Genomic DNA, 20,430 nt, shown 5'->3' on the forward strand with positions numbered 1-20,430 from the left:
CTCGGACCACGGCCGGTCAGCCTCTTCTCCTCCGTCTGAGATTGCGACTGGTCCTATCTGTTGTCAACACTCTTGGCCAGCCGCTGGGATCGTTGCGTCCAAAGTCCGGGCGAGCTATCGTCTGGTATGACCAGTCGAGTGCTTACCCTGATCTGGCCCATATGGATCACGCCTTGGCCGAGCTCCTGCGCCATCGGCGTCGATGCCGATGGAAAGCAACTCGGCGGTTGTTCTCCAGCCTCTGGCGCCCCCCGGTCGGCGCAGCCCGAGCCAGCGGACCTGCCCGGCGGAACAGACAAGATGTCCTGCGGTCAGCCAGCAGAGCGACCGTCCGGCTGGCTGTCGTCGTTGGGCCTGCCCACACATCCATCGCTTCGGACGGGGAGATGACCATGAGCCTGCCTCCTGACCATCTGGATCGCGTCTACGCCGGCGTCCTGGGCAAGCTGATCGGCGTCTATCTGGGCCGCCCTTTCGAGAACTGGCGCCATTCTCGGATCATGGCCGAGCTCGGGCCGATCACCTACTTCGTCCACGACCAGCTGGGCGACCCGCTGGTCGTGACCGACGACGATATCGCCGGAACCTTCACCTTTCCCCGTGCGCTCGACGACTACCGGATGTCGCCGGATCTCACGCCCGAAGAGATCGGACAGGCCTGGCTCAATTACATCGTCGAGGGGCGATCCATCCTTTGGTGGGGAGGGGCCGGCAACTCGACCGAGCACACGGCCTGGCTGAACCTGAGGAAAGGGATCCCCGCTCCGACCTCAGGGGCGATCGCGACCAACGGTGCCACCGTGGCCGAGCAGATCGGCGCGCAGATTTTCGTCGATGGCTGGGCACTGGTCTCGCCAGGCAATCCGGCGCAGGCGGCCCGGCTGGCCCGGGCGGCGGGGTCGGTCAGCCACGACGGCGAAAGCGTGAACGCCGCCGTTCTTTGGGCCGCCATGGAAGCCGAAGCGTTCGTCAGCCGCGACATCGACCACCTTCTCGACACGGGACTGTCCTTCATTCCGAAGGACAGTCTGATCGCGCGGCTTGTCGCCGACATACGCGGGTGGGCTGCCAGCAACGAGGACTGGCTGACCACGCGCCAGCGGATCGAGGACAGCTACGGCTACGATCGATATCCGGGCAACTGCCACGTCGTGCCCAACCACGCGCTGATGATCATGGCGCTCCTGCATGCGCCCCATGACTTCCAGCGCGGGCAGATGATCGTGAACACCTCGGGTTGGGACACCGATTGCAACGCGGGCAACTTGGGCTGCCTGCACGGCATCGTGCTCGGGTTGGAGGGGCTGGAGGCGGGGCCGGACTGGCGCGGCCCAGTGGCAGACCGGCTGCTGCTGTCGAGCGCGGATGGCGGCAACTCGATCAATGATGCGGTCAAGGTGGCCTGCTGGCTGACGAACCTTGGTCGCCAACTCGCGGGAGAGGGGCCGCTGCCTGCGCCCAAGGACGGAGCACAGTTCCACTTCTCGCTGCCCGGATCGGTGCAGGGCTTCCGTCCGCAACCGTCGCCTGCTGCCATTCATGGCCTGCGCGTGACCGGGACGGGGCAGGCCCTGGCGCTGGATTACGACGCCTTGGCCCCTGGCCTTGAGGCCGCGGCCATCACTCCGGTCTTTACCCCGCCCGACATCCTGAGGATGCGGACCTACGAACTGATGGCGACGCCACGAGTCTACCCCGGGCAGCGGCTCTTCGCCTCGGTCACGGCTCAATCCGACAACAGTGGCGTCGTCGAGGCACGGCTCCGGCTACGGCACTACAATGCACGGGACGCTCTGGTGTCGCTCGATGCCGAGGACTCGGCGCTTCTCGTGCCGGGACGCTCGGCGGACCTGTCCTGGATCATCCCGGACCTGGGCGGCCAGCCGGTGGCCGAAGTGGGTGTCGTGCTCACCTCGCCTGCGGGTCGATCCAGCGGCCGGGTCCTCGTGGACCGGGTCGGCTGGACAGGTGCCCCGCACCTGACCCTGGCGCGGCCCGTGGATGGCGGCGAGTTCTGGCGGCGGGCCTGGGTCAACGGGGTGAGCATCTTCTCGACAGCCTTTCCGCAGGATTTCCGCATCAGTCAGGATCGTGGCCGAGGCCTGATCCTGCATGGCACCCGGGAGTGGACCGACTACGCCGTCGAGGCCGACCTGATCTGGCATCTGGGGGAGCAGGCTGGCGTCGTGGTGCGGGCCCAGGGTCTGCGGCGCTGCTACGAAGCCCGGATGACACGGACCGGCGAGCTTCAGATCGTTCGGTGCCGTGACGCGGACGAAGAGGTGCTGGCCGCTGCACCGTGCCCGGTCCCGTTCGAGACAGCCCTGACGCTGAGCCTGACCGCGAAGGGAGATCGGATTTCTGCTACCTTGGGCGAGGTGACGGTCCAGGCCCGGGATGACGGACCACTGGCGTTCCGGGACGGAGCTCTGGGGCTCTCCGTCCACGAGGGCGCTCTTTCCGCCACCCGCATCCACGTCACGTCTGCCCCTGGCTGAGTGGCTCTGCGGCAGGAGGCGGGCACGTTCCAAGATCAGTCGGTGGGCCAAGCTGCGCGAGAGCGACGGAGCTATCGGCTGCCGGCGATGCCGAGGCGCCCAAGAGACGGGCGGGCGCCCTTGTCCGGATCGGCTCGGGCCGACAGGATCGGGCTCCCGTCTCAGCCCTCGTCTGAGCTCATGGCCTTTGCCAAGGCAGCCACGGCCTCGGGCATGATGACAATATGAAAGCTGTCGAGCGCAAGGTTCCAGGGTGTTTCCCCCATCCTCTCGCAGGCAAGGTGCAGGGCCTCAATGTCCCGGACGCCGAGGGGCAGGGGATGCTCGTCGGGTTGCCAGGTCGCGCCGAGCGGGTAGGCCAATCCTGGCGTTCGCGTCATCTCGATGTGGTGGCCGAGGGCCATTCGAACAGTGTGGCGCGCGGTAAAGTCACGGAGGCGCCGGGCGCTCGCGCGGAAGGCGGGCCAGTTCCTGACCGTCAGGAGGCCGGGATACAAGAGGTCGCCCGTCAGAAGGATCCCGGTGCGTTGATCGAAGACGGCGATGTGGGTCGGCTCGTGGCCGGGGATGGCGAATACCGTCAGTCGGCGGTCGCCCAGATCGTGATCGGCCTCCCCATGTGGCCAATCCGTAAGGTTCCAGAAGGCCTGCACCTCGGGAAGAGAGAGCCCGACCAAGGTGGTGTCGGGCCGATCGGTGAACTGGGCATCCCAGAAGATGTGATCCCGGTGGCCGTGGGTATGAGCGACGATCAGGTGAAGGTTCCGGCCCCGCGGATGGTCGGAAAGCAGCTTGTCGACGGTCTGACGAAGAGGAAGCACCTGGTGGGCCGATCCGCTGTCAGGTGGCGCGCCGGTGTCGAACAGGATGGCTCGTTCCTGTCCCACGAGAAGGTAGATGAAATTGGCTTCGAAGCTGAAGCATTTGGAGATCCGCAGGATGAAGGAGTCCGGGTCGTAGGCCACCACCTGAATGAGCGGATCGGTGCACCGGGCGCAGTCGGGGGCGCCATGGATCCAGCGGATCGAGGCGAGGTCGCCATCCTGGGGGGCCGTGGTGAGCGGGAAGGTCAATGGCGTCGCAGCTCCGATCGGGGTCTTTGCCATTCTTGGTCAGACGAGGCGTCGGGGGCAATGATCGCGTGACCGGGGGCGTGGTTCGGACAAGAGGTCCGGGAGCCGGATCGGCGTCCTGAGGTGATGCCCAAGCCAGGGCTGACAGGCTGAGCCAAGGTCGCCGAGGATGAAGCGCCAGCTGCGGCCAGGCAGGCCGGATGGTATCGGCCCGTTCCGCTTCCGGCCCAAGGACCGGCAACTGCGCGGATGCGAGGAGCAACGAATCCCACGCTCGCGCCGAAGGTCTCGTTCAGGAAGAACGCCGAATGCATCGGACATGGAACAATCGGGCCTGAACAAAGCACCCTGGGCCCCGATCGGCCCGTTCGACTGGAGCGGTGTTGGAGTGGCTGACTTCAGCCGGACGCTGTTCGGCGACGGCCTGCGAGACGGCTGGCGCACATCACAACACTCGCTGCCGGTTCGGATGATGTTCGCAAGCGGTCCGCAAGGCGCGCCAGAATGCTCGCGCGCCTGCCCCGCCGGACATGCCAGGGCCGCCCGGCCCTGTGATGGCCACCTTGGCCATCATCTCGGCCCGTCATCCGCGCCGACGCGGCATCAGGCTCCTGATCCGTTCACGCCAACCCTGGCTTGGAGGTGCAACCGGCGGTTCGGGGGCTGGGCTGCCTGCGCCCGGAGTTCCCGGTGCCGGGTTGCGCTCGGTGACCAGTCGCACGAGTTCGGCAGGAACCTCGGGCGATGTCGGGGTCCTGCGCTGATGCGCCGCCGCCAGAGCTGGCGAAGCCGCCAGGGGGTATCGCTCAGGCACATAAAGCTCGCGCGGCAGCACGGCGCGTTCGTAGTCGGCGTTGTAGACCCGCTCGGGAAGCTGAATCTCCTCGTGCGGAGCCTCGCCGCAGGGGATCAGGCTCAGGAGATGGGCGATGCAGTTCAGCCGGGCCCGTCGCTTGTCGTTGCCTTCCACGATATACCAAGGCGCCTCGGGGATGTTGGTTCGGTCGAACATCTCCTCCTTGGCCTTGGTGTAGTCCTCCCAGCGCACCCGGCTTTGCAGGTCCATCGGTGAAAGCTTCCACTGCTTGAGGGGGTCGTGGATGCGCACCAGGAAGCGCAGTTGCTGCTCCTCGTCGGTGATGGAGAACCAGTACTTGATGACCCGGATGCCCGATCGCACCAGCATGCGTTCGAACTCGGGGACGTCGCGGAAGAACTGCTCGACCTGATCCTCGTCGGCAAAGCCCATGACCCGCTCCACGCCGGCGCGGTTGTACCAGGAGCGGTCGAAGAGCACGATCTCGCCGCCTGCGGGCAGGTGGGGAACGTAGCGCTGGAAGTACCACTGCGACCGCTCGCGGTCCGAGGGGGCGGGCAGGGCCACCGTGCGCACCACGCGGGGGTTGAGGCGCTGGGTGATGCGCTTGATCACCCCGCCCTTGCCGGCTGAATCGCGCCCCTCGAACAGGATGACGACCTTCTCCTTGCGGTGGACCACCCAATCCTGGAGCTTGATGAGTTCGGCTTGCAGCCGGAGTAACTCGGGGAAGTAGACGGAGCCGGGCAGTTCGTCGGGATGGGCGCTGCGGTACATCTCGGCGATGCGCTGCGAAAGAATGACGTCGTCAAGCTCGAGCTCGGGGTCGTCGTTCCCGTCCACGACGTCGGCCAGTTCGTCCAGCAGCCAGTCCTCGGGCTTGCCCTTCCAAAGTTTCGCGGGGGCAGGGCGGTCAGGCATGGAGATCTCCGAAGGAAGCGCGTGTGAAAGGGGCAAAGGGCCGACGCAGGCATGTGCGGGTCATGAGATCGCCCGCAGGACGGGGCCTGTGACGTCGGTCCAGGCGCCCTCGCGCAGGTTCAGGCCCAGGATGCGTTCGGGGTTGGTGGGCGGCGGCATGGCCACGCCGGCGAGCCGCTGAAAGCCGAAGCGGCGGTAGTAGGGCAGATCGCCCACCAGCAGCACCCGGCTCCAGCCGCCCTCGCGCGCCAGCTCCAGCGCCCGCAGGATCAGCATGGCCCCCAGCCCCTCGCCCTGGCGCGTGGGGTGCACGGCCACCGGACCCAGGAGCAAGGCCCACCTGCGCCCGCCCGCCGCCGCGACGCGCACCGGCCAGTTGCGGATGGCCCCCGCCAGCGCCCCCTCGCCGTCGCGCGCCACCAGGCACAGCGCCGCCACCGGCGCCACCCCCTCGCGCAGGCGGTAGGACGACAAAGCCTCCCGCCCCGGCGCAAAGCACAGGTCCAAGAGCGCCTCCACCTCCCACCAGTCGTCCGCCGTCTCCTCGGCGAGCCGATACGCGCAGGGGCCGGTCGTGGGGGACAGGGGCACGCGTTCGGCGCGGGGCATCGGGCGGGCCAAGCTCATGACCTTGCCCTTGGCGCGGGTTCGGCCGGGCGGATGTCGGGATCGGAGTCCAGGCGAGCCGCGGACCCGGTGACCTGTCTCGCGCTATATCCGGCATATGAGTCGCGATCCTTAACCATGGAGCAGTCGTGGCCGAGGATCATGACAAGGTCTCCAGGTCGGCGAGGCCATAACCGTCTTGTTTGACAGGGATATGACACCGGTCCCGGCGCGGCAGGGCCTTGGTGAAGCTGCCGCGGTGGCCCTCGAGACGATCGGGATGGCGCTATCGCCCCCTCCGTCCCGAGCCCTTGACCCGCCGTTCCTCCAGCCTCTTGAGCGTCCTGGGATTGTGATAGCTGGGCAGGCCCGTCTCGTCCGCCAGCCCCAGGTTCGGGAAGGCGTGCAAGAAGCGCATCATGTGGTCCGCGCGCCGGAAGTAGATGGCCAGAGCCTCCGCTTCCAGCGTCTCGGCGTCGTGATGGGCGAAGTTGTCCTCGCCCACCTCGTTGCGCAGCCAGCGCAACACTTCGATCAGCACCGGGCCCAGGCCCAGGGCCGGAACATGGAGCTTGACCCGCAAGGGGAAGGCGGCGTCGTCCAGGACGCGGGGGGTGGCGCTGCGCTGCGGCATAAGCGGCATGTAGGAGCGGAGCGGACGCGGGAAAGAAGCCGGCCCAGCACCGATCCGATATTTCGCGGCCGATCGCCGACCGGGAGAACCCCGCCTGAGCGTTCAACCGCGCATCAGGCGCACGCCGAGGAACTGACTTGTTTCGCTAAAGCCAGCGCCGGATGGACTCGACCTTTCTGCCTCCTTCAGGCTCCGCGTCCCTGCCTGCCTACGGCTCGCAACCCGCTCGAACCGTGGATTGCTGACGCCGCATCGGAAGCGGCTCATCTGATGCCCTCTGCAAGGGACCGCACGGGGCTCCGACCTCCCGCAGGACCTTGTCATCGGGTCTCGTCCCATCCGCACCCGGGCCCCTAGGACTCAGCCTGGCGGCGCGAGTGGACTCCTGGCGCGGTTGGTGCTCATCTCGCGCCAAAGCGCAGGAGGGGTGGAGTGAGCGATCTCAAGATAGGCTGCCAGACCTACACCTGGGAGATGCTGGGCCCGGACTGGCGGGGTCGCCCGGACGAATTGATCGATGCGATCGCTGCGGCGGGCTACGCGGGGATCGAGATCACCGACAACATGATCGGGCACTACCGTGAGGACCCGGACGGGTTTGCGCGGGCGCTCGATGGGCGCGGGCTCGCGCTGGCCGCCCTCGCGGTGGTCTCCCCGACCGGCTTCACCGAGATCGATCAGGAGAAAGCCGACGTCGAAGCTCTTCGCCCGTGGGTGGACTTCGCCGCACGATTCCCCGGGGCGGTCATCTCCTTGGGATCGGCTACTGTCGTGAGCGACGGTCCCCGGGAGGACAAGTTCGCCGTGGCGGCCGCGATCTACAACCGGGTAGCGCAGGTCGGCGCGGCGGCGGGCGTAGAGGTCGCCGTCCATCCAAGCTCCCACCACAACACGCTTCTCCTCACGCGGGAGGATTACGATCAACTCTTCGGCCGTCTGGACGGCGATCTGGTCGGCTGGGTTCCGGACACCGGCCACATCCTGCGCGGCCATGCGGACATGCTGGACACGCTGCGCACCTACCGCGACCGCATCCGATACCTCCACCTCAAGGATGCGGACGCACAGGGCCATTGGGCCATGCTGGGGCAGGGCCTCTGCGATATCCAGGCGGTTCTCGGAATCTGCGAAGGCGCACCGCGATTCAACGGCTGGGTGGTGGTCGAGGAGGAATCGGACGAAGCCGCCGCCGATCCCGCCGCCGCCGTGAAGCGCAATCGCCGAACGATGGAGAGCCTCGGGCTCTGACGAGGTGGCGATCCGCCTGCGCCGCCGGGGGCGGTGCGATCTCGAAACCTTCAGGAAAATGGACTGGACATGACAAGGATCGGCGTCGGAGTCATCGGCTGCGGCAATATCTCGGCCACCTATCTCCGCAACGCGCGCCTGTTCGCCGGGATCGAGCTTGTCGGTTGCGCCGACCTCATGCCCGAACTGGCCGAGGCCCGCGCGCAGGAATACGGCGTCCGCGCCATGACGGTCGAGGACCTGCTGGCGTCACCCGAGATCGGGCTGGTGCTGAACCTCACCGTTCCTCGGGCGCACTACGACGTGACGCTCTCGGCCCTATCGGCGGGCAAGCATGTCTTCACCGAGAAGCCCTTGGGCGTCACCGCCGATGAGGGCCAGAGGCTGGTCGACGAAGCCGAAGCGCGGAACCTGGCGATAGGATCGGCGCCGGATACCTTCCTGGGCGCCGCCGGACGCCACGCGCGGCGGCTGGTGGACCAGGGCGCGATCGGGCGGCCGGTCGTCGGGACCGCCTTCATGATGGGGCGCGGCATGGAGCACTGGCATCCCAACCCGCAGTTCTACTACCAGCCCGGCGCGGGCCCGGTCCTCGACATGGGACCCTACTACCTGACCATGCTGGTGAACCTGCTGGGGCCGGTTGCTCGGGTTTCGGCATTGGCCGGGCAAGGGCAGGATGAGAGGCTCATCACCGCCGAGGGACCGCTCAAGGGCACCACCTTCCCGGTCGGAACCCCGACCAGCGTTCTTTCGCTTCTCGAGTTCGCGAGCGGTGCCATGGTCACATTCGGGGCGTCCTGGGACGTCTTCCGGCACTCGAACCACCCCATCGAGCTGCATGGCACGGACGGCTCGCTCCGGCTGCCCGATCCCGACACGTTCGGCGGGATCGTCTCGGTGTCGTCCCGGGGTGCGGACTGGGTCGATCACGACACGGCCGGGGACCTTTACGGGGCCGTCAACTTCCCCTTGGCAGAGCCGCGGATCGCCAACTACCGCGTTCTAGGCGTGGCCGATCTGGTCCGGTCGCTGCAGGCCGGAACCGCGCCGCGGGCGTCGGGGCGCCTCGCGTTGCATGTGCTCGAGATCATGGAAGCGATCCTCCGGTCGGGCGCCCAAGGCGAATGGGTTCGGCTGGAGACGCGGGACGTGCAGCCCGCGCCGCTCCCAGAGGAGGAGGCCGCCGCGCTGCTCGGTCCGCAAGAGGCCGACGCCAAGGCCCGGTGAGCGCCTCCCCGTCGCCCCCAAGGCCGTGCGCTCAGGGCGCGCCGCCGCGCCACTCGGAGCGAATCCGCTCCCGGTGCCGCGCGAAGTAGGCCAGGAGGACGACGGCCGGACCCGCTTCGATCGAGCCATCATCAAGACGCGCGATGGCATCAAGGGCCGGCAGGACCTCTGCCCGGATGTCCTCGTGCTCCTCCTCAAGGCCGAACTGGCCGCCCGCAGCTGAAAGGTCGGCCTCCGCCACGAAGGTCTCGATGTACTCGGACGAGCCGCCGGGCGAAGGCAGGAAGGCGTGGGCGCGTTCGATCCGCCGGATCTCGCAACCCGCTTCCTCGATCGCTTCGCGGACGGCGACGTCCTGCCCCGTCTCTCCCGCCTCCACGATACCGGCGATGGCCTGATAAGGCCGGTTCGGCCGGCCGGCGATATGCGCGCCCACCAGGAACTGGCGGATCAGCAGAACGGTGTCGCTTTCGGGATCGTAGGGCAGGACGGCCGCGGCATTGCCCCTCTCGAAGACCTCGCGCGTAAGAACCGGGCTCATGTCGCCGGCAAAGGTCCTGTGCCTCAGCTTGAACACGCCCACGCGAAAGACACCGTCGAAGCCGTTCGCCCGTTCAATGATCTCGACCTCGGTCTTGTTCTCGGAGGCGGGGTCAAGGCTCATCGCGATCTCCGATCTGGGAGGATGGTGGGGGACATCGAAACATCCGACGACAATGTTAGGCCGCCGTTCCGCGGCTGCTAGGAGAGGCGCCGCATTCGGAGCCGATGGCTTCGGCGTCCGGCATGCGGCCGGACGGCGCATTGCTGCCACCTAGTCGTTCCCGTTCGTCGATCTGGGACCGACCATGCGTATGGACAGCACAGTGGACGTGCAAGCACCTCGGTCGAGCGCGGGCCGGGCTGGTCCGCGGCGGCGGACGCCTATGCCGGCAGCCCCGCGCACCCCTCTCGCCGACCTCATCAAGACCGTTGACCCCGGCAATTGTCGGCAATAGGTTTTGCCAAAGAGCTTCGCCTGCAATAGCCATTACCCGGAGGACGTCCCTTGCTTGCAGGGGCTCCAACAGGTGCTGCGTGCCTATGCCGGACGAAAGCTCGTGTCAGCGATGAAGGGAGGCATCGGTGAAGGACTTTGTATCTGGAGTGGATCTCGAGGAATTCCGGGCCCAGGTCGAGACTCAGACGACGCGCGAGCATTGCCCGACAGCCATCGCCATCGAGAAGAATATCCCGATCTACGACGGAGCCCGCGTCAGTGAGGCCGTCGCCCCCGAGTGGGCAGGCGTGATCGGACAGGGGCCAGGCGTGTTCGTCATCAAGCGCGCCTTTGCGGACCTCGATGCGATCGATGCTGCCTCCGACGCATTTCGCGCGATCATCGCGCATGAGCGCGCCACCGGCGTCGCGGCTGGCGATCACTTCGCCAAGGCAGGGGCCAACGACCGGATCTGGAACAGCCTGCAGAAGCTCTGCCTGCACGATCCCGCGGTCTATGTCCGCTACATGGCGAACCCGGTGATCGACATCGCCTGCCGCGCCTGGCTTGGGCCCGGATACCAATTGGCGACACAGGTGAACCAGGTGCGGCCGGGCGGAAAGGCCCAGGCGCCTCACCGCGACTATCACCTTGGGTTTATGTCGCCCGGGCAGATGGCCGAATATCCCGAGCATATCCATGCCACGGGACCGACCCTGATCCTCCAGGGAGGGGTCGCCCACTGCGACATGCCTGTGGAAAGCGGAACGACGAAGCTGCTCCCGCATTCGCAGCGCTACCTGCCGGGCTATGTCGCCGCCACCCGGCCCGAGTTCCGGGACTACTTCGAGGAGCACTGCGTCCAGCTTCCCCTGGAGAAGGGGGACGCGATCTTCTTCTCGCCGGCGCTGTTCCATGCGGCGGGCGAGAACAGGACCCAGGACGTCGTACGGATGGTGAACCTGATCCAGACGGCCTCGGCCTTTGCGCGCCACATGGAGAACATCGACCGGACCGCAATGTCCCGGGCGATCTATCCCCATCTGGCGGCACTCTCGGCCGAGGGGCGGCGCGCGGTCATCGCCGCGACGGCAGACGGCTATCCCTTTCCGACGAATCTCGACACCGATCCGCCGATCAGCGGCCTGGCTCCGGAAACGCAGCAGGACCTGCTGGCACGGGCGGTCAGCGAAGGTTGGGACCAGTCCAGGTTCGATGCGGCGCTGGATGCGCAGGAGGCCAAGCGCCGCCCATAACGCAGGGACCAGGGGATCCGCCAAGCCGTTTGGCGAAGACAACGGGCAACAATAAAGGGGAGGACTAACAAATGAAATCCATGCTGAGATCGGTTGCGGCCGCGGCGGTCCTGACGATGGCTGCGCTGTCGGGCGCAGCCCATGCCGAAGGCGAGCAATTCGTCTGGATCAGCCACGGGCCGGACAGCGACAGCTGGTTCAACGTGATCAAGAACGCCATCCAGATCACGAACGAACAACTTGGCGTCACGACCGAGTACCGCAATCCGCCGACCGGCGACCTTGCCGACATGGCGAGGATCGTGCAGCAGGCCTCGGCCGCCGGCGTGGACGGCATCATCGTCACGATCGCGGATTTCGACGTGCTGAAAGGGCCGATCGAGGATGCCGTCGCCAAGGGCATCCCGGTCGTGACCGTGAACTCGGGCACGGTCGAGCAGAGCAAGGAACTTGGCGCGCTGCTGCACGTGGGCCAGCCGGAGTACGAGGCGGGGCTGGGCGCGGGCGAGCGGGCCAAGGCTGAAGGCATCACGTCCTTCCTTTGCGTGAACCACTTCATCAGCAACCCGGTCTCGGTTGAGCGGTGCCGCGGCTTTGCCGATGGGATCGGGGTGGAGCTGGGCAACCAGATGATCGACTCCGGGATCGACCCGTCGGAGGTGCAGAACAAGGTCATGGCCTACCTGACCGCCAACCCGGACACGGGGGCGATCCTGACGCTTGGCCCAAATTCGGCCGAGCCGACGATCCGCGCCGTCAAGGAGCTTGGCCTCGACGGCGAGATCTACTTCGGGACCTTTGACCTGTCGGCCGAGATTTCGGCGGCCATCAAGGACGGCACGATCGACTTCGCGATCGACCAGCAGCCCTTCCTTCAGGGATCGATCCCCATCGAGGTGCTGACGGCCTATGTCCGCTACGGCGTCGCGCCCGCGAACTCGATCTTCACCGGCCCCGGCTTCGTGACCAGCGAGAACATCGAGATGGTGGAATCGCTCGCCGGCCAGTTCCGCTGATCCGCCTGCGGCCGGGACGCTGTCCGCGTCCCGGCCCATTCTGCCCTTTGAGGATAATCTCATGACCGACGCAGCCAACGCTGCGCCCGACGAGCGCATCAAATCGGTCTCGCCCTTGCGGCGCGCCCTGATCCGGCCCGAGCTGGGGGGGATCTGCGGCACCATTCTCGTCTTCATCCTTTTCGGTGCGATTGCCGGCAACTCCGGCATGTTCGCGGCCGAGGGAATCCTGAACTGGACCGTGGTGTCCGCGCAGTTCATGATCATCGCCGTGGGCGCCTGTCTCCTGATGATCGCGGGCGAGTTCGATCTGTCGGTCGGATCGATGATCGGCTTTTCGGGCGCCGTGATGGCCATCCTGTCGGTGTATCTGGGCTGGCCGCTTTGGGCTGCGATCCTGTTCACCTTCGCGCTGTGCATGGCGATCGGTGCGCTGAACGGCTGGCTGGTCATCCGCACCGGGCTGCCCTCGTTCATCGTCACGCTGGCCTTCCTGTACGTCCTCCGTGGCCTGACCATCTGGGGGTCGGTCTACTTCACGCGCCAGACCATCATCAGCGGCGTGACCGAGCGGGCCGAGGGGGACTGGCTGGCTCCGGTCTTCGGGGGGAAGGTGCTGACCTCGTTCTTCCAGTGGATGGGAGAGAACGGCTGGATCGCCACCTTCGCCCGAGGGAGCCGGGCGGGCCAGCCCGTCGTGGACGGCATCCCGATGCTGGTGGTCTGGGCCCTTGCGCTCGTGATCTTCGGGCACTGGCTCCTCACGCGCACCAAGTTCGGCAACTGGATCTTCGCGTCGGGCGGGGACGAGCAGGCTGCGCGCTACGTCGGCGTGCCGGTGAACCGGGTGAAGATCCTGATGTTCATGTTCTCGGCCTTCTGCGCGACGATCTTCGCCACCGCCCAAGTGATGGAGTTCGGTTCGGCTGCGGCGGATCGGGGCCTTCTGAAGGAGTTCGAGGCGATCATCTGCGTGGTGATCGGCGGCGCCCTCCTGACGGGCGGGTACGGCTCGGTCATCGGGGCGGCGCTGGGCGCGGTCATCTTCGGCGTCGTGCAGCAAGGGCTGTTCTTCGCCAACGCGGAAAGCTCGCTGTTCCGCGTCTTCCTGGGCGCGATCCTTCTGATCGCGGTGATCATGAACACCTACATCCGCCGCATCATCACGGGGGAACGCTGATGGCCATGCCCATTGTCGAGATGCGCGACATCCGAAAGCACTTCGGTCATGTGATCGCACTCAACGGCGTTTCCTTCGACGTCCGCGCGGGCGAGTGCCATTGCCTTCTGGGGGACAACGGCGCGGGCAAGTCGACCTTCATCAAGACGATGTCCGGGGTCCACCGCCCGTCCTCCGGGGAAATGCTGCTCGAGGGGACGCCTGTCTCCTTCGAAAGCCCGCGTGACGCGATGGCCGCCGGTATCGCCACGGTCTACCAGGACCTTGCGATGATCCCCCTCATGAGCGTGAGCCGCAACTTCTGGATGGGGCGCGAGCCCGAGAAGGGCGTCTGGCCGTTGCGCACACTGGACCTCAGGAAGGCCGACGAGGTCACGATGGTCGAGATGAGGAAGATGGGGATCCAGCTGCGCGGCCCCGATCAGGCGGTCGGCACCCTTTCGGGCGGAGAGCGGCAGACCGTCGCCATCGCGCGGGCGGTCTACTTCGGGGCCCGCGTCCTGATCCTCGACGAGCCGACCTCTGCGCTGGGCGTACGACAGACGGCCAATGTGATCGGCACCATCGATCGGGTCCGCAAGCAGGGCATCGGCGTGGTCTTCATCACCCATAACGTGCGCCATGCGCTTGCTGTGGGGGACCGCTTCACCGTGCTCAACCGGGGCCAGACGCTTGGGACCGCAGTGCGCGGGGAGGTGGATGCCCCGACGCTGCAGGACATGATGGCGGGGGGGCATGAACTTGCCGACCTCGAGACGTCGCTGGGCGGAACGATCTGATCCGCCTGCCGGCCCGCTCGCCCTGATCCGTCCTGCCGCAGCCGACGCGGGCGGACGACGTCAGAGCTTCGGCAGCCGTTCGGTCGGAAGCGTCCAGTCGACGAGCGGCGTATCCGGAGCCGCCAAGGCGTCCTTGAGGCAGCGGATCATCCTGAGCCTGTTGGAGCGGAAAGGCTGGACCTCGCGGGGGCCGTGGGTCCGGAGCCACTCCTTGACCCGGCCTGCGATGGGGTAAAGGTCCACGGAGTCCTCGGGAACGGCAGAGGCCAACCCAGACTCCAGGTCCTTGGGTTCGCTCGTGTACAGGTCGGTTGCCGCGGCCTCGAGCGCGAACCGGTCGGCAAAGGCCAGCCCTGCGGCCAGCATGAGGTCGGGCACGGACATCTGCCGGACGATCCACTGCGTCACGTCCTCTCCGTCGACCAAGGCCGCCACGCGGACAGCTTGCGCGGGCGCGCCTGCCTGCCAGAGGATCTTGATGCGATCCCGGGCCTCCCGGTCGGGTGCGGCAAGGACAAGCAGCAGCGCGGACCGGCCTGACAGGGGATCGTCGGACAGGGCATGGCCGGTCAGGTGCGGCAGGACAGCCTGGGGCATGCCCAGGAGCACGGCGGCATGAAGCGCCTGCGCAGCCACGCCGGGGTCGGAGTCGTCCGCCGCCTCCAGGACCTGCGCGGCCACGTCCACTCGCCCCAACATCGCTGCCAAGCCAAGGGCGGCGGCCCGGAGCCGTGGTGATGCGGCGCCGATCAGGTCGCGAAGCCGGGCCTTGGGGTCGATGGCGAGCGCCAAGCAGGCTGCGACGGCCAGTTCCAGAAACTCCGGGCTTCCCCGGCCGACCCAGCCAGGCAGCGCTTGGCGGACATGGACCGGGTCGGACCAGGCCACCGCTCCCAGGATGCCGTTCCGTGCGGGACCATCTCCGAAGCGCCGGAACAGATCCTCTTGCTGGGCCAGGCTCCCGTCCAGGATGGCGAGCCATGAGGCGACGAACACCTCGCCACCCCCTCCGTAGAGCTCGAGGTTCTCGGACGCGATCCGGTGGGCACCCTCGGGGTCGAGCGTCAGGGCGGCAAGGTTCGCGCCGAGCCGCCGTTCCAGCGCCCGAGTGTGGTTCCGATCGATCGCGGGACTCTCCTGCTGGTCACGCCATTGGAGCCACAGGAACGAGGACTCCTCCACGTGCATGCGCAGGATGTGGGGATAGGGTCGCAGGTCCCGGCGCATCAGAGCCCTTCGGGGAGCGTGAACCGCCGGAGCCAGTCCAGCGTCGTGGCCGGGTCCCATTTCGACCCGCGGAAGGTGGGATGCCGGGCGACCTGAAGCGGCAGCAGGGCCGCTGCGATCCGCCGATACGCCGAGAGATCCTCGAAACGGTTGCGGTCCCCGAGGATCGGAGCCTCGCCCGCCCGGAGCAGCACGCAGGTTCCGAGGTCCGTCGATCCCTCGGCCGCGTCCCGGGCCCGCCCAAGCGCCAGGCGCAACTCGGCCGTGGCGACCGGCCCGATGGCGGTCAGCCAGTTGACGCACTTGTAGCCCCGCTTCATGACCGAGGCGGTAAGCTCCACGTCCACGACCTCCGGCCCCCAGAAACGGCGCGACAGCGCGAAGATGCGGTCGGCCGAGGCGGCGTCATATCGATCGTTCGGGCGTCCCTGGAAGAAGAAGCCGCCATAGGCCGACAGGACCGGCAGCTGGGGCAGGAGCAGCTCGGCAAAGCGAAGAAGCTGCCCGGGCGGGAGGTCGGCCTCGAACTCGAAGCGGCAGAAGCTGGCATGGTCGGGCTCGGTGTACGGACGGTAGCCGTGATGCATGAAAAGGCGGGCGTCGCGCTCTGCCGCTTCCTGGAACCCATAGCCCCAGACGTCACCGCGGCGCAGGTCGGGGCGTTGCACTCGGTCGTGGTAGGCCTTGGCCTCGGGGGTCCAAGCCTTGAGGAATGCGTAATCGAGCGTGGCCTTGTAGATGCCGAAGCTGTCTCCGAAGACGCTCTCGTAGAGGTCGAACACGCGCTTGGCGGTTCGCGGGCCCGGCGGTTCCCCCAGGAACACGACGAGGTGGGTCTTCAGCTCCACGAGAAGTCCCGGCCCGTCACGGTCGGGCAGGGGGGTGTTGATGGGGGAGACGATCATGTCTCCCTCCGATCAGTTATCGGGGAGAGCGTCGCGGTCGCGGCGTTCTTCGTCGAGGGTGGTCCTGAGGTTGCCCCGAAGCTCCTCGAGATACGCGCGGAACGTGTCGGCCGTCCTCGGAAAAAGATCGATCGTCACAGTGAGGACGCCCAGCTCGCCGTCGGACCGTGGGCGCGCGACGTCCAGGCTCATGAACTCCTGGGTGACACCGCCACCGATGATGATGTCGGTGGCCGTGGGAAAGGCTTCGACCGCCTCGTCGGTCGGCTCGAAGCGCCGGGCGACGATGTCCGCCACGGATCTGAGGCCGAAATCCTCCGCGAAGAGGTGCTCCACGCCATTGAACGAGGCCAGCGCCTCCCGAAGCGACGGCGGGGTCCCGAGGCCCTTGTCACGGAAATAGGCATCCAGCCGCGTCAGGTCCTCGGCCGAGGCCGGAGGGCCGGGCACCGGGTCGCTCAGGCCCGGATAGAAGGCGTGGACCGCGCTTTGCAACTCGATGATCTCGGCGATCAGGTCGGCTATGGGCATTTGCAGTTCTCGTGGGGTTTCGCCAGGGGGGCCGGCTGGCCTGGCTTGGGCTTGAGATCCTTCTTGTCCATGCTGGGCCCGACCGTCTGGTTGACCCGGCTGTCGGCCCATCTCATGTTGGCCGAGGTGAGCGGCCCGCTCAAGCTCGCCGGATGCATGTGGTCCGGATTGAACGACGGGGTGCCGCTGCGCGCGGGCGGTTCGCCCTTCTTGCCTTCCGCGCTCTCCCGCCACGCCTTGTGGACGCAGTCGGCCTCCTCGGCCGGCGGCGCGGGCGGGCTGTAGAAGAAGGCCTTCACCTGAGGGCTGTCGGGCCCATGCGTTGCGACAGCCTGTTGGAACTCCCGTGTGAAGTTGCGAAGGCTCGCGTCATAGGCCAGCCGTTGCCTGGTCCCCGCCGCGGCATGGCCCGGACTGTCGATGGCCTTCTTGGGCGCGGTGGATTCATTGTAGGCCTTGGCCATGCTGCAGACCTGGGCGGCCTGGCAGCTGTTCCATGGCCGTGACTTCTTGGAGGTCTTCTGCTTGCAGTCCGGCGCGATCGGGACCTCGACGGGCTTGCCCTGCGCGGTGCCGGCGTCCGTCCCCATCATCGTGGCGCCGGTGTTGGGCGGCGTTCCCCCATCGGCGCAGTTGTTCAGCATCTGCTCGCCATGCAGATGGGGCGGCTTTCCCTCGATCTTCACGGTCAGGGAGCCGGGCGGGATGAACTTGGTTACCCCGTGGGCATTGGCCGAGATCAGGCCCCCGCCGGTTCCCTTGCTCGCGATGTCGCCGATGCTCTTGAACGTCGCCTGGCCAATGGCGACGGTCGTCTTCTCGATCTTGACGGTCTGCGAATAGCCCGAGGGCGACAGGTTCGACATCCCGGTGTTCGGCAGGGGGGTTGGCACGAACGGGGCTGGCGGGCCCGGCATCTTGCAGACGTTCGGGGTCGTGGCCTGGGATCTCGCGATGCAACCCTTGGTGACCGGACTCTTGGGGGGGTGGATCGAGACCGTCCGCATCAGCCGCCCCTCTCCGTCGGGCCGACAAGGGCCATGGCCCGCAGGCCGCTCTCCGAGCTGGCCGCGAGCAGGGTTCTCGGTTTCGGGTCCTGGCTGCCGTTCAGAAAGGCGAGCGCCACGAACAGCGGACCCGTGGCAGCCCCCATGTCCCCCCAGCCGGTGGCCGGCGCGAGATAGTCGGTGACGTTGTCGAACCGGCGCCCGTCCCGGATGGCCATGAAGCCCCACTCATCCGAGCGGTAGCGCTCGCCGTTCTGGTCTGAAACGATGGCGTTGATCCGGTCGCTGCCATGCAATGCACGGAGGATGTGCCCCAGGGCCTCGGACAGGCCGCGGCCAAGGCAGACGCCGTCCTCGGCCTTGATCGGGACCGGCTCGACGGCGCGGGAGACCGACAGCACGGGCATCCTTGCGGGGAATCCCATCGACCGGGCCAGGGCCTCGGACGTCGCCAGGCAGACCGCCGCCCCTTCGGCCGGAGCAAAGGCCGATCGTCCGGTCGCATTGAGAAGCTGCCGGTGCGCCTCCAGCCAGTCGATGGTGTCGGCATCGAAATAGGACTCCGCGCCCGCGATCAGGACCGCGTCGGTCTCGCCGCGCTGGATGGCGGCATGGGCGACCCCAAGAGCCTCAAGTCCGCCTGCATGGCCGGACGTGCGGATATGCACGCGGTCCGGCGCAAGGGGGCCGAGGTCGAGGCGTGCCAGGCCGTCGCGGAGCCGCCCTGCATCGGTGGCCGAGAACCCCGGACGAGGCTCGGGCAGGTTGAGGAGCAGGGGCAGCGCGAGCGGGCCGTTCACTCCGGCCGGAAGCGACATCCTCAGATCCCGGAATGCGAGGTCCAGCAAGGCCGCCAGCCGCTCGGCCCCGCGGCTTGCCGGATTCAGGTCCGGGTCCCACCCGCCGACGATCCGGTCACCGTTGCCGTCCACCATCTGCCTGTGCTCGCGGATGCCGCTCAGCCCCGCCCGGAGGGCCAGCCAGGACGATGGCGCGGAGGGGCCGAGTGGTGTTCGGGCTCCGACCGCCACCACTGCCACCCTGCCAGTCATGCGGCGTAGGGCCTTTCCTGGATCAGCGTCCTTTCCAGGTAGTCGGGCTCCCGCGGGATCATGATTTCGCTGTTCCAGATCATCTGCAGCCGTCCCCGGTCTCCGAAGTAGTCCGGTTCGATGATGACGCAGACCAGACGGGGGCGGTGGCGGACCTGACGGCCGTCATGGAGCGACAGGCAGGTCAGGCCAATCTTGGGCAGTCGGAAGCTGAGCCGCCCCGTTGGCGTAAGGTTCACGAGGTCCACCTGTTCGCCCCCGCGCAGATACGAGGCTGTCTGCTGATCCTTTGGCGCGCATTGCTGGCTATGGCGGGACCAGTTCGATGGCAGCAGCGGCATGACCTTGGCCTCCCATTCCGCGTCATAGGTGCCCGTCAGGCCGGATCGGGGGCTCCAGTGGATGGGGATGGCCGAGAAGCCGGCCGGCCTGCTCGGATCGGCGGGATCGATGACCTGAGGAAGCCGGTCGCCTTCGCGGGCTGCCGCCGCTCCGAATGCCCCTGTCCCACAAGGGTTCCGGGCCTCGTAAAGGTGGTCGCGCGGATTAGTGGCGGTCCGGTGATAGCCGCCGAGGGCATTCTGCCAGGTGATGGGAACGGTCTGCGCCGGATTGGCCGGCCCGATGGCCAATCGGCTCCCGCCGCGGTCCACCCAGAACCGAGGGCCGTGAAGCTCGACCTGCTTGGTGATCCCGCCGAGCCGGAAGCCCGCGCCGAAGCGCGTCGTCGGCCGGCCGTCGGGCGCAAAGCCCGTTGCGTTCAGCACGATGTCCGTGGTCGGCCGGAGCGGCAGGATATCGGCCTCGTACCGCAGGGAGGGGTTCCCCGGATCGCCGGAAAAGGTCGGCAAGGTTCGCACCGGCTCCTGTTCGTCGGCCAACTCGACGTCGCCATCGTAGGACACCTCGAACGTCCCCTTGATGCCCACCAGCCAGGCATGGACGCCAGCCTGATCCCTCCACCAGAGACCGTCCGCCGTGTAGGGAGTCTGGTTGACGGTCGCCCACATCCTGTTGCCACACCCTGTCGGCCGCGATCAGTTCAACTGGACCGACCCGCCCTTGATGCGATTGCTTCCCGACGACCGGCTCAGCAGGTCGGTGCCTCGGATCGAGATGCGGCCGTCCTCGAACATCGTGATGCTCGCTTCCCCGCAGCGCAGTTCGATGCGCCTCCGCGCCTCCAGTCGGACGATCTCGCCGTCGCCGACCACCGTGACCTCGCTCGTGCCCGGACCTGGCCGCACCAGCCGTCCGACGACGATCGGGCGGAGCGGGTCGCCTTCCATGAACATGATCGCCACCTCGGCGCCGATGTCGTCGGTCCCCAGGGCCTGAAGGCTCTTCGCCTGGATGGCGACGTCCCTTGGATTGCCAGGAAACACGACGCTGGGCGCTCCATCCTCAAAGCCAAGGATCATGCCCAGCACGACGCCCTCGATGCGGGCTTCAGAATCCAGCCGAACCATGG

The 20,430-nt window shown here is 67.3% G+C and carries 18 protein-coding genes and 1 pseudogene; 7 read left to right on the forward strand and 12 right to left on the reverse strand.

The genetic code is table 11. From position 1 onward, the window contains the following. Positions 1 to 392 precede the first annotated feature (392 nt). Complete coding sequence (locus tag J3P31_RS00220; protein WP_210526179.1) at positions 393 to 2,498, forward strand: ADP-ribosylglycohydrolase family protein; 2,106 nt, start codon at positions 393 to 395, stop codon at positions 2,496 to 2,498. Positions 2,499 to 2,659: 161 nt separating this feature from the next. Here the strand turns inward: J3P31_RS00220 and J3P31_RS00225 are convergent, their stop codons facing one another. From J3P31_RS00225 to J3P31_RS00240, 4 genes and pseudogenes are all read right to left on the reverse strand, one after another. Continuing rightward, positions 2,660 to 3,604 (reverse strand): MBL fold metallo-hydrolase, encoded by a 945-nt coding sequence (locus J3P31_RS00225; RefSeq protein ID WP_210526180.1) that lies wholly within the window; start codon positions 3,602 to 3,604, stop codon positions 2,660 to 2,662. 766 nt (positions 3,605 to 4,370) lie between these two features. Then, positions 4,371 to 5,309 (reverse strand): annotated as a pseudogene (gene ppk2 / locus J3P31_RS00230) (polyphosphate kinase 2); the annotation flags it as partial. Between the two features lie 60 nt (positions 5,310 to 5,369). Next, positions 5,370 to 5,918, reverse strand: a complete 549-nt coding sequence (locus tag J3P31_RS00235; protein WP_210526842.1) for a GNAT family N-acetyltransferase — start codon at positions 5,916 to 5,918, stop codon at positions 5,370 to 5,372. A 283-nt stretch (positions 5,919 to 6,201) separates the two neighbouring features. Next, positions 6,202 to 6,549: a hypothetical protein gene (locus J3P31_RS00240; protein WP_210526181.1), complete on the reverse strand. Its 348-nt coding sequence runs from the start codon at positions 6,547 to 6,549 to the stop codon at positions 6,202 to 6,204. Between the two features lie 432 nt (positions 6,550 to 6,981). Here J3P31_RS00240 and J3P31_RS00245 point away from each other — a divergent pair, with 432 nt between their 5' ends. Then, entirely contained in the window at positions 6,982 to 7,797 is an 816-nt protein-coding gene (locus tag J3P31_RS00245) for a sugar phosphate isomerase/epimerase family protein (RefSeq protein WP_210526182.1), read from the forward strand. A 69-nt stretch (positions 7,798 to 7,866) separates the two neighbouring features. Then, positions 7,867 to 9,027 (forward strand): Gfo/Idh/MocA family protein, encoded by a 1,161-nt coding sequence (locus J3P31_RS00250; RefSeq protein WP_210526183.1) that lies wholly within the window; start codon positions 7,867 to 7,869, stop codon positions 9,025 to 9,027. 31 nt (positions 9,028 to 9,058) lie between these two features. On the opposite strand, the gene J3P31_RS00255 is transcribed toward J3P31_RS00250, so the two are convergent. Further along, positions 9,059 to 9,691, reverse strand: a complete 633-nt coding sequence (locus J3P31_RS00255; RefSeq protein WP_210526184.1) for an NUDIX domain-containing protein — start codon at positions 9,689 to 9,691, stop codon at positions 9,059 to 9,061. A 461-nt stretch (positions 9,692 to 10,152) separates the two neighbouring features. Between J3P31_RS00255 and J3P31_RS00260 the strand changes: the two genes are divergently transcribed. The 4 genes from J3P31_RS00260 (at position 10,153) to J3P31_RS00275 (ending at position 14,237) form a co-directional block, all read left to right on the forward strand. Beyond that, on the forward strand, positions 10,153 to 11,262 hold the full coding sequence (locus J3P31_RS00260) for a phytanoyl-CoA dioxygenase family protein (RefSeq protein ID WP_210526185.1): 1,110 nt from the start codon (positions 10,153 to 10,155) through the stop codon (positions 11,260 to 11,262). A gap of 71 nt (positions 11,263 to 11,333) precedes the next feature. Further along, positions 11,334 to 12,278: a sugar ABC transporter substrate-binding protein gene (locus tag J3P31_RS00265; RefSeq protein WP_210526186.1), complete on the forward strand. Its 945-nt coding sequence runs from the start codon at positions 11,334 to 11,336 to the stop codon at positions 12,276 to 12,278. Between the two features lie 61 nt (positions 12,279 to 12,339). Next, on the forward strand, positions 12,340 to 13,458 hold the full coding sequence (locus tag J3P31_RS00270; protein WP_210526187.1) for an ABC transporter permease: 1,119 nt from the start codon (positions 12,340 to 12,342) through the stop codon (positions 13,456 to 13,458). Then, complete coding sequence (locus tag J3P31_RS00275) at positions 13,458 to 14,237, forward strand: ATP-binding cassette domain-containing protein (RefSeq protein ID WP_210526188.1); 780 nt, start codon at positions 13,458 to 13,460, stop codon at positions 14,235 to 14,237. Before J3P31_RS00270 ends, J3P31_RS00275 begins: the two co-directional genes overlap by 1 nt. A gap of 60 nt (positions 14,238 to 14,297) precedes the next feature. Here J3P31_RS00275 and J3P31_RS00280 read toward each other — a convergent pair whose 3' ends face one another. The 7 genes from J3P31_RS00280 to J3P31_RS00310 are packed head-to-tail and all read right to left on the reverse strand — an operon-like array spanning position 14,298 to position 20,428. Then, complete coding sequence (locus J3P31_RS00280; RefSeq protein WP_210526189.1) at positions 14,298 to 15,464, reverse strand: hypothetical protein; 1,167 nt, start codon at positions 15,462 to 15,464, stop codon at positions 14,298 to 14,300. Then, positions 15,464 to 16,369: a type VI immunity family protein gene (locus J3P31_RS00285; protein WP_210526190.1), complete on the reverse strand. Its 906-nt coding sequence runs from the start codon at positions 16,367 to 16,369 to the stop codon at positions 15,464 to 15,466. Before J3P31_RS00285 ends, J3P31_RS00280 begins: the two co-directional genes overlap by 1 nt. A 12-nt stretch (positions 16,370 to 16,381) precedes the next feature. Continuing rightward, entirely contained in the window at positions 16,382 to 16,900 is a 519-nt protein-coding gene (locus tag J3P31_RS00290) for a hypothetical protein (protein ID WP_210526191.1), read from the reverse strand. After that, a complete protein-coding gene (locus J3P31_RS00295) occupies positions 16,891 to 17,907 on the reverse strand; it encodes a PAAR-like domain-containing protein (RefSeq protein WP_210526192.1) in 1,017 nt (338 codons plus the stop codon). The genes J3P31_RS00290 and J3P31_RS00295 overlap by 10 nt, the downstream gene beginning before the upstream one ends. After that, the gene (locus J3P31_RS00300) at positions 17,907 to 18,959 is read right to left on the reverse strand and encodes a hypothetical protein (RefSeq protein ID WP_210526193.1); all 1,053 of its coding nucleotides are present in this window, start codon (positions 18,957 to 18,959) and stop codon (positions 17,907 to 17,909) included. Before J3P31_RS00300 ends, J3P31_RS00295 begins: the two co-directional genes overlap by 1 nt. Then, positions 18,956 to 19,969 (reverse strand): DUF2169 family type VI secretion system accessory protein, encoded by a 1,014-nt coding sequence (locus J3P31_RS00305; RefSeq protein ID WP_210526194.1) that lies wholly within the window; start codon positions 19,967 to 19,969, stop codon positions 18,956 to 18,958. Before J3P31_RS00305 ends, J3P31_RS00300 begins: the two co-directional genes overlap by 4 nt. Before the next feature lie 27 nt (positions 19,970 to 19,996). Beyond that, positions 19,997 to 20,428, reverse strand: coding sequence for a DUF6484 domain-containing protein (locus tag J3P31_RS00310; protein WP_210526195.1), 432 nt, complete (start codon positions 20,426 to 20,428; stop codon positions 19,997 to 19,999). Positions 20,429 to 20,430: the final 2 nt, after the last annotated feature.

The organism is Rubellimicrobium arenae (genome assembly GCF_017916275.1).
GTDB lineage: Bacteria > Pseudomonadota > Alphaproteobacteria > Rhodobacterales > Rhodobacteraceae > Rubellimicrobium > Rubellimicrobium arenae.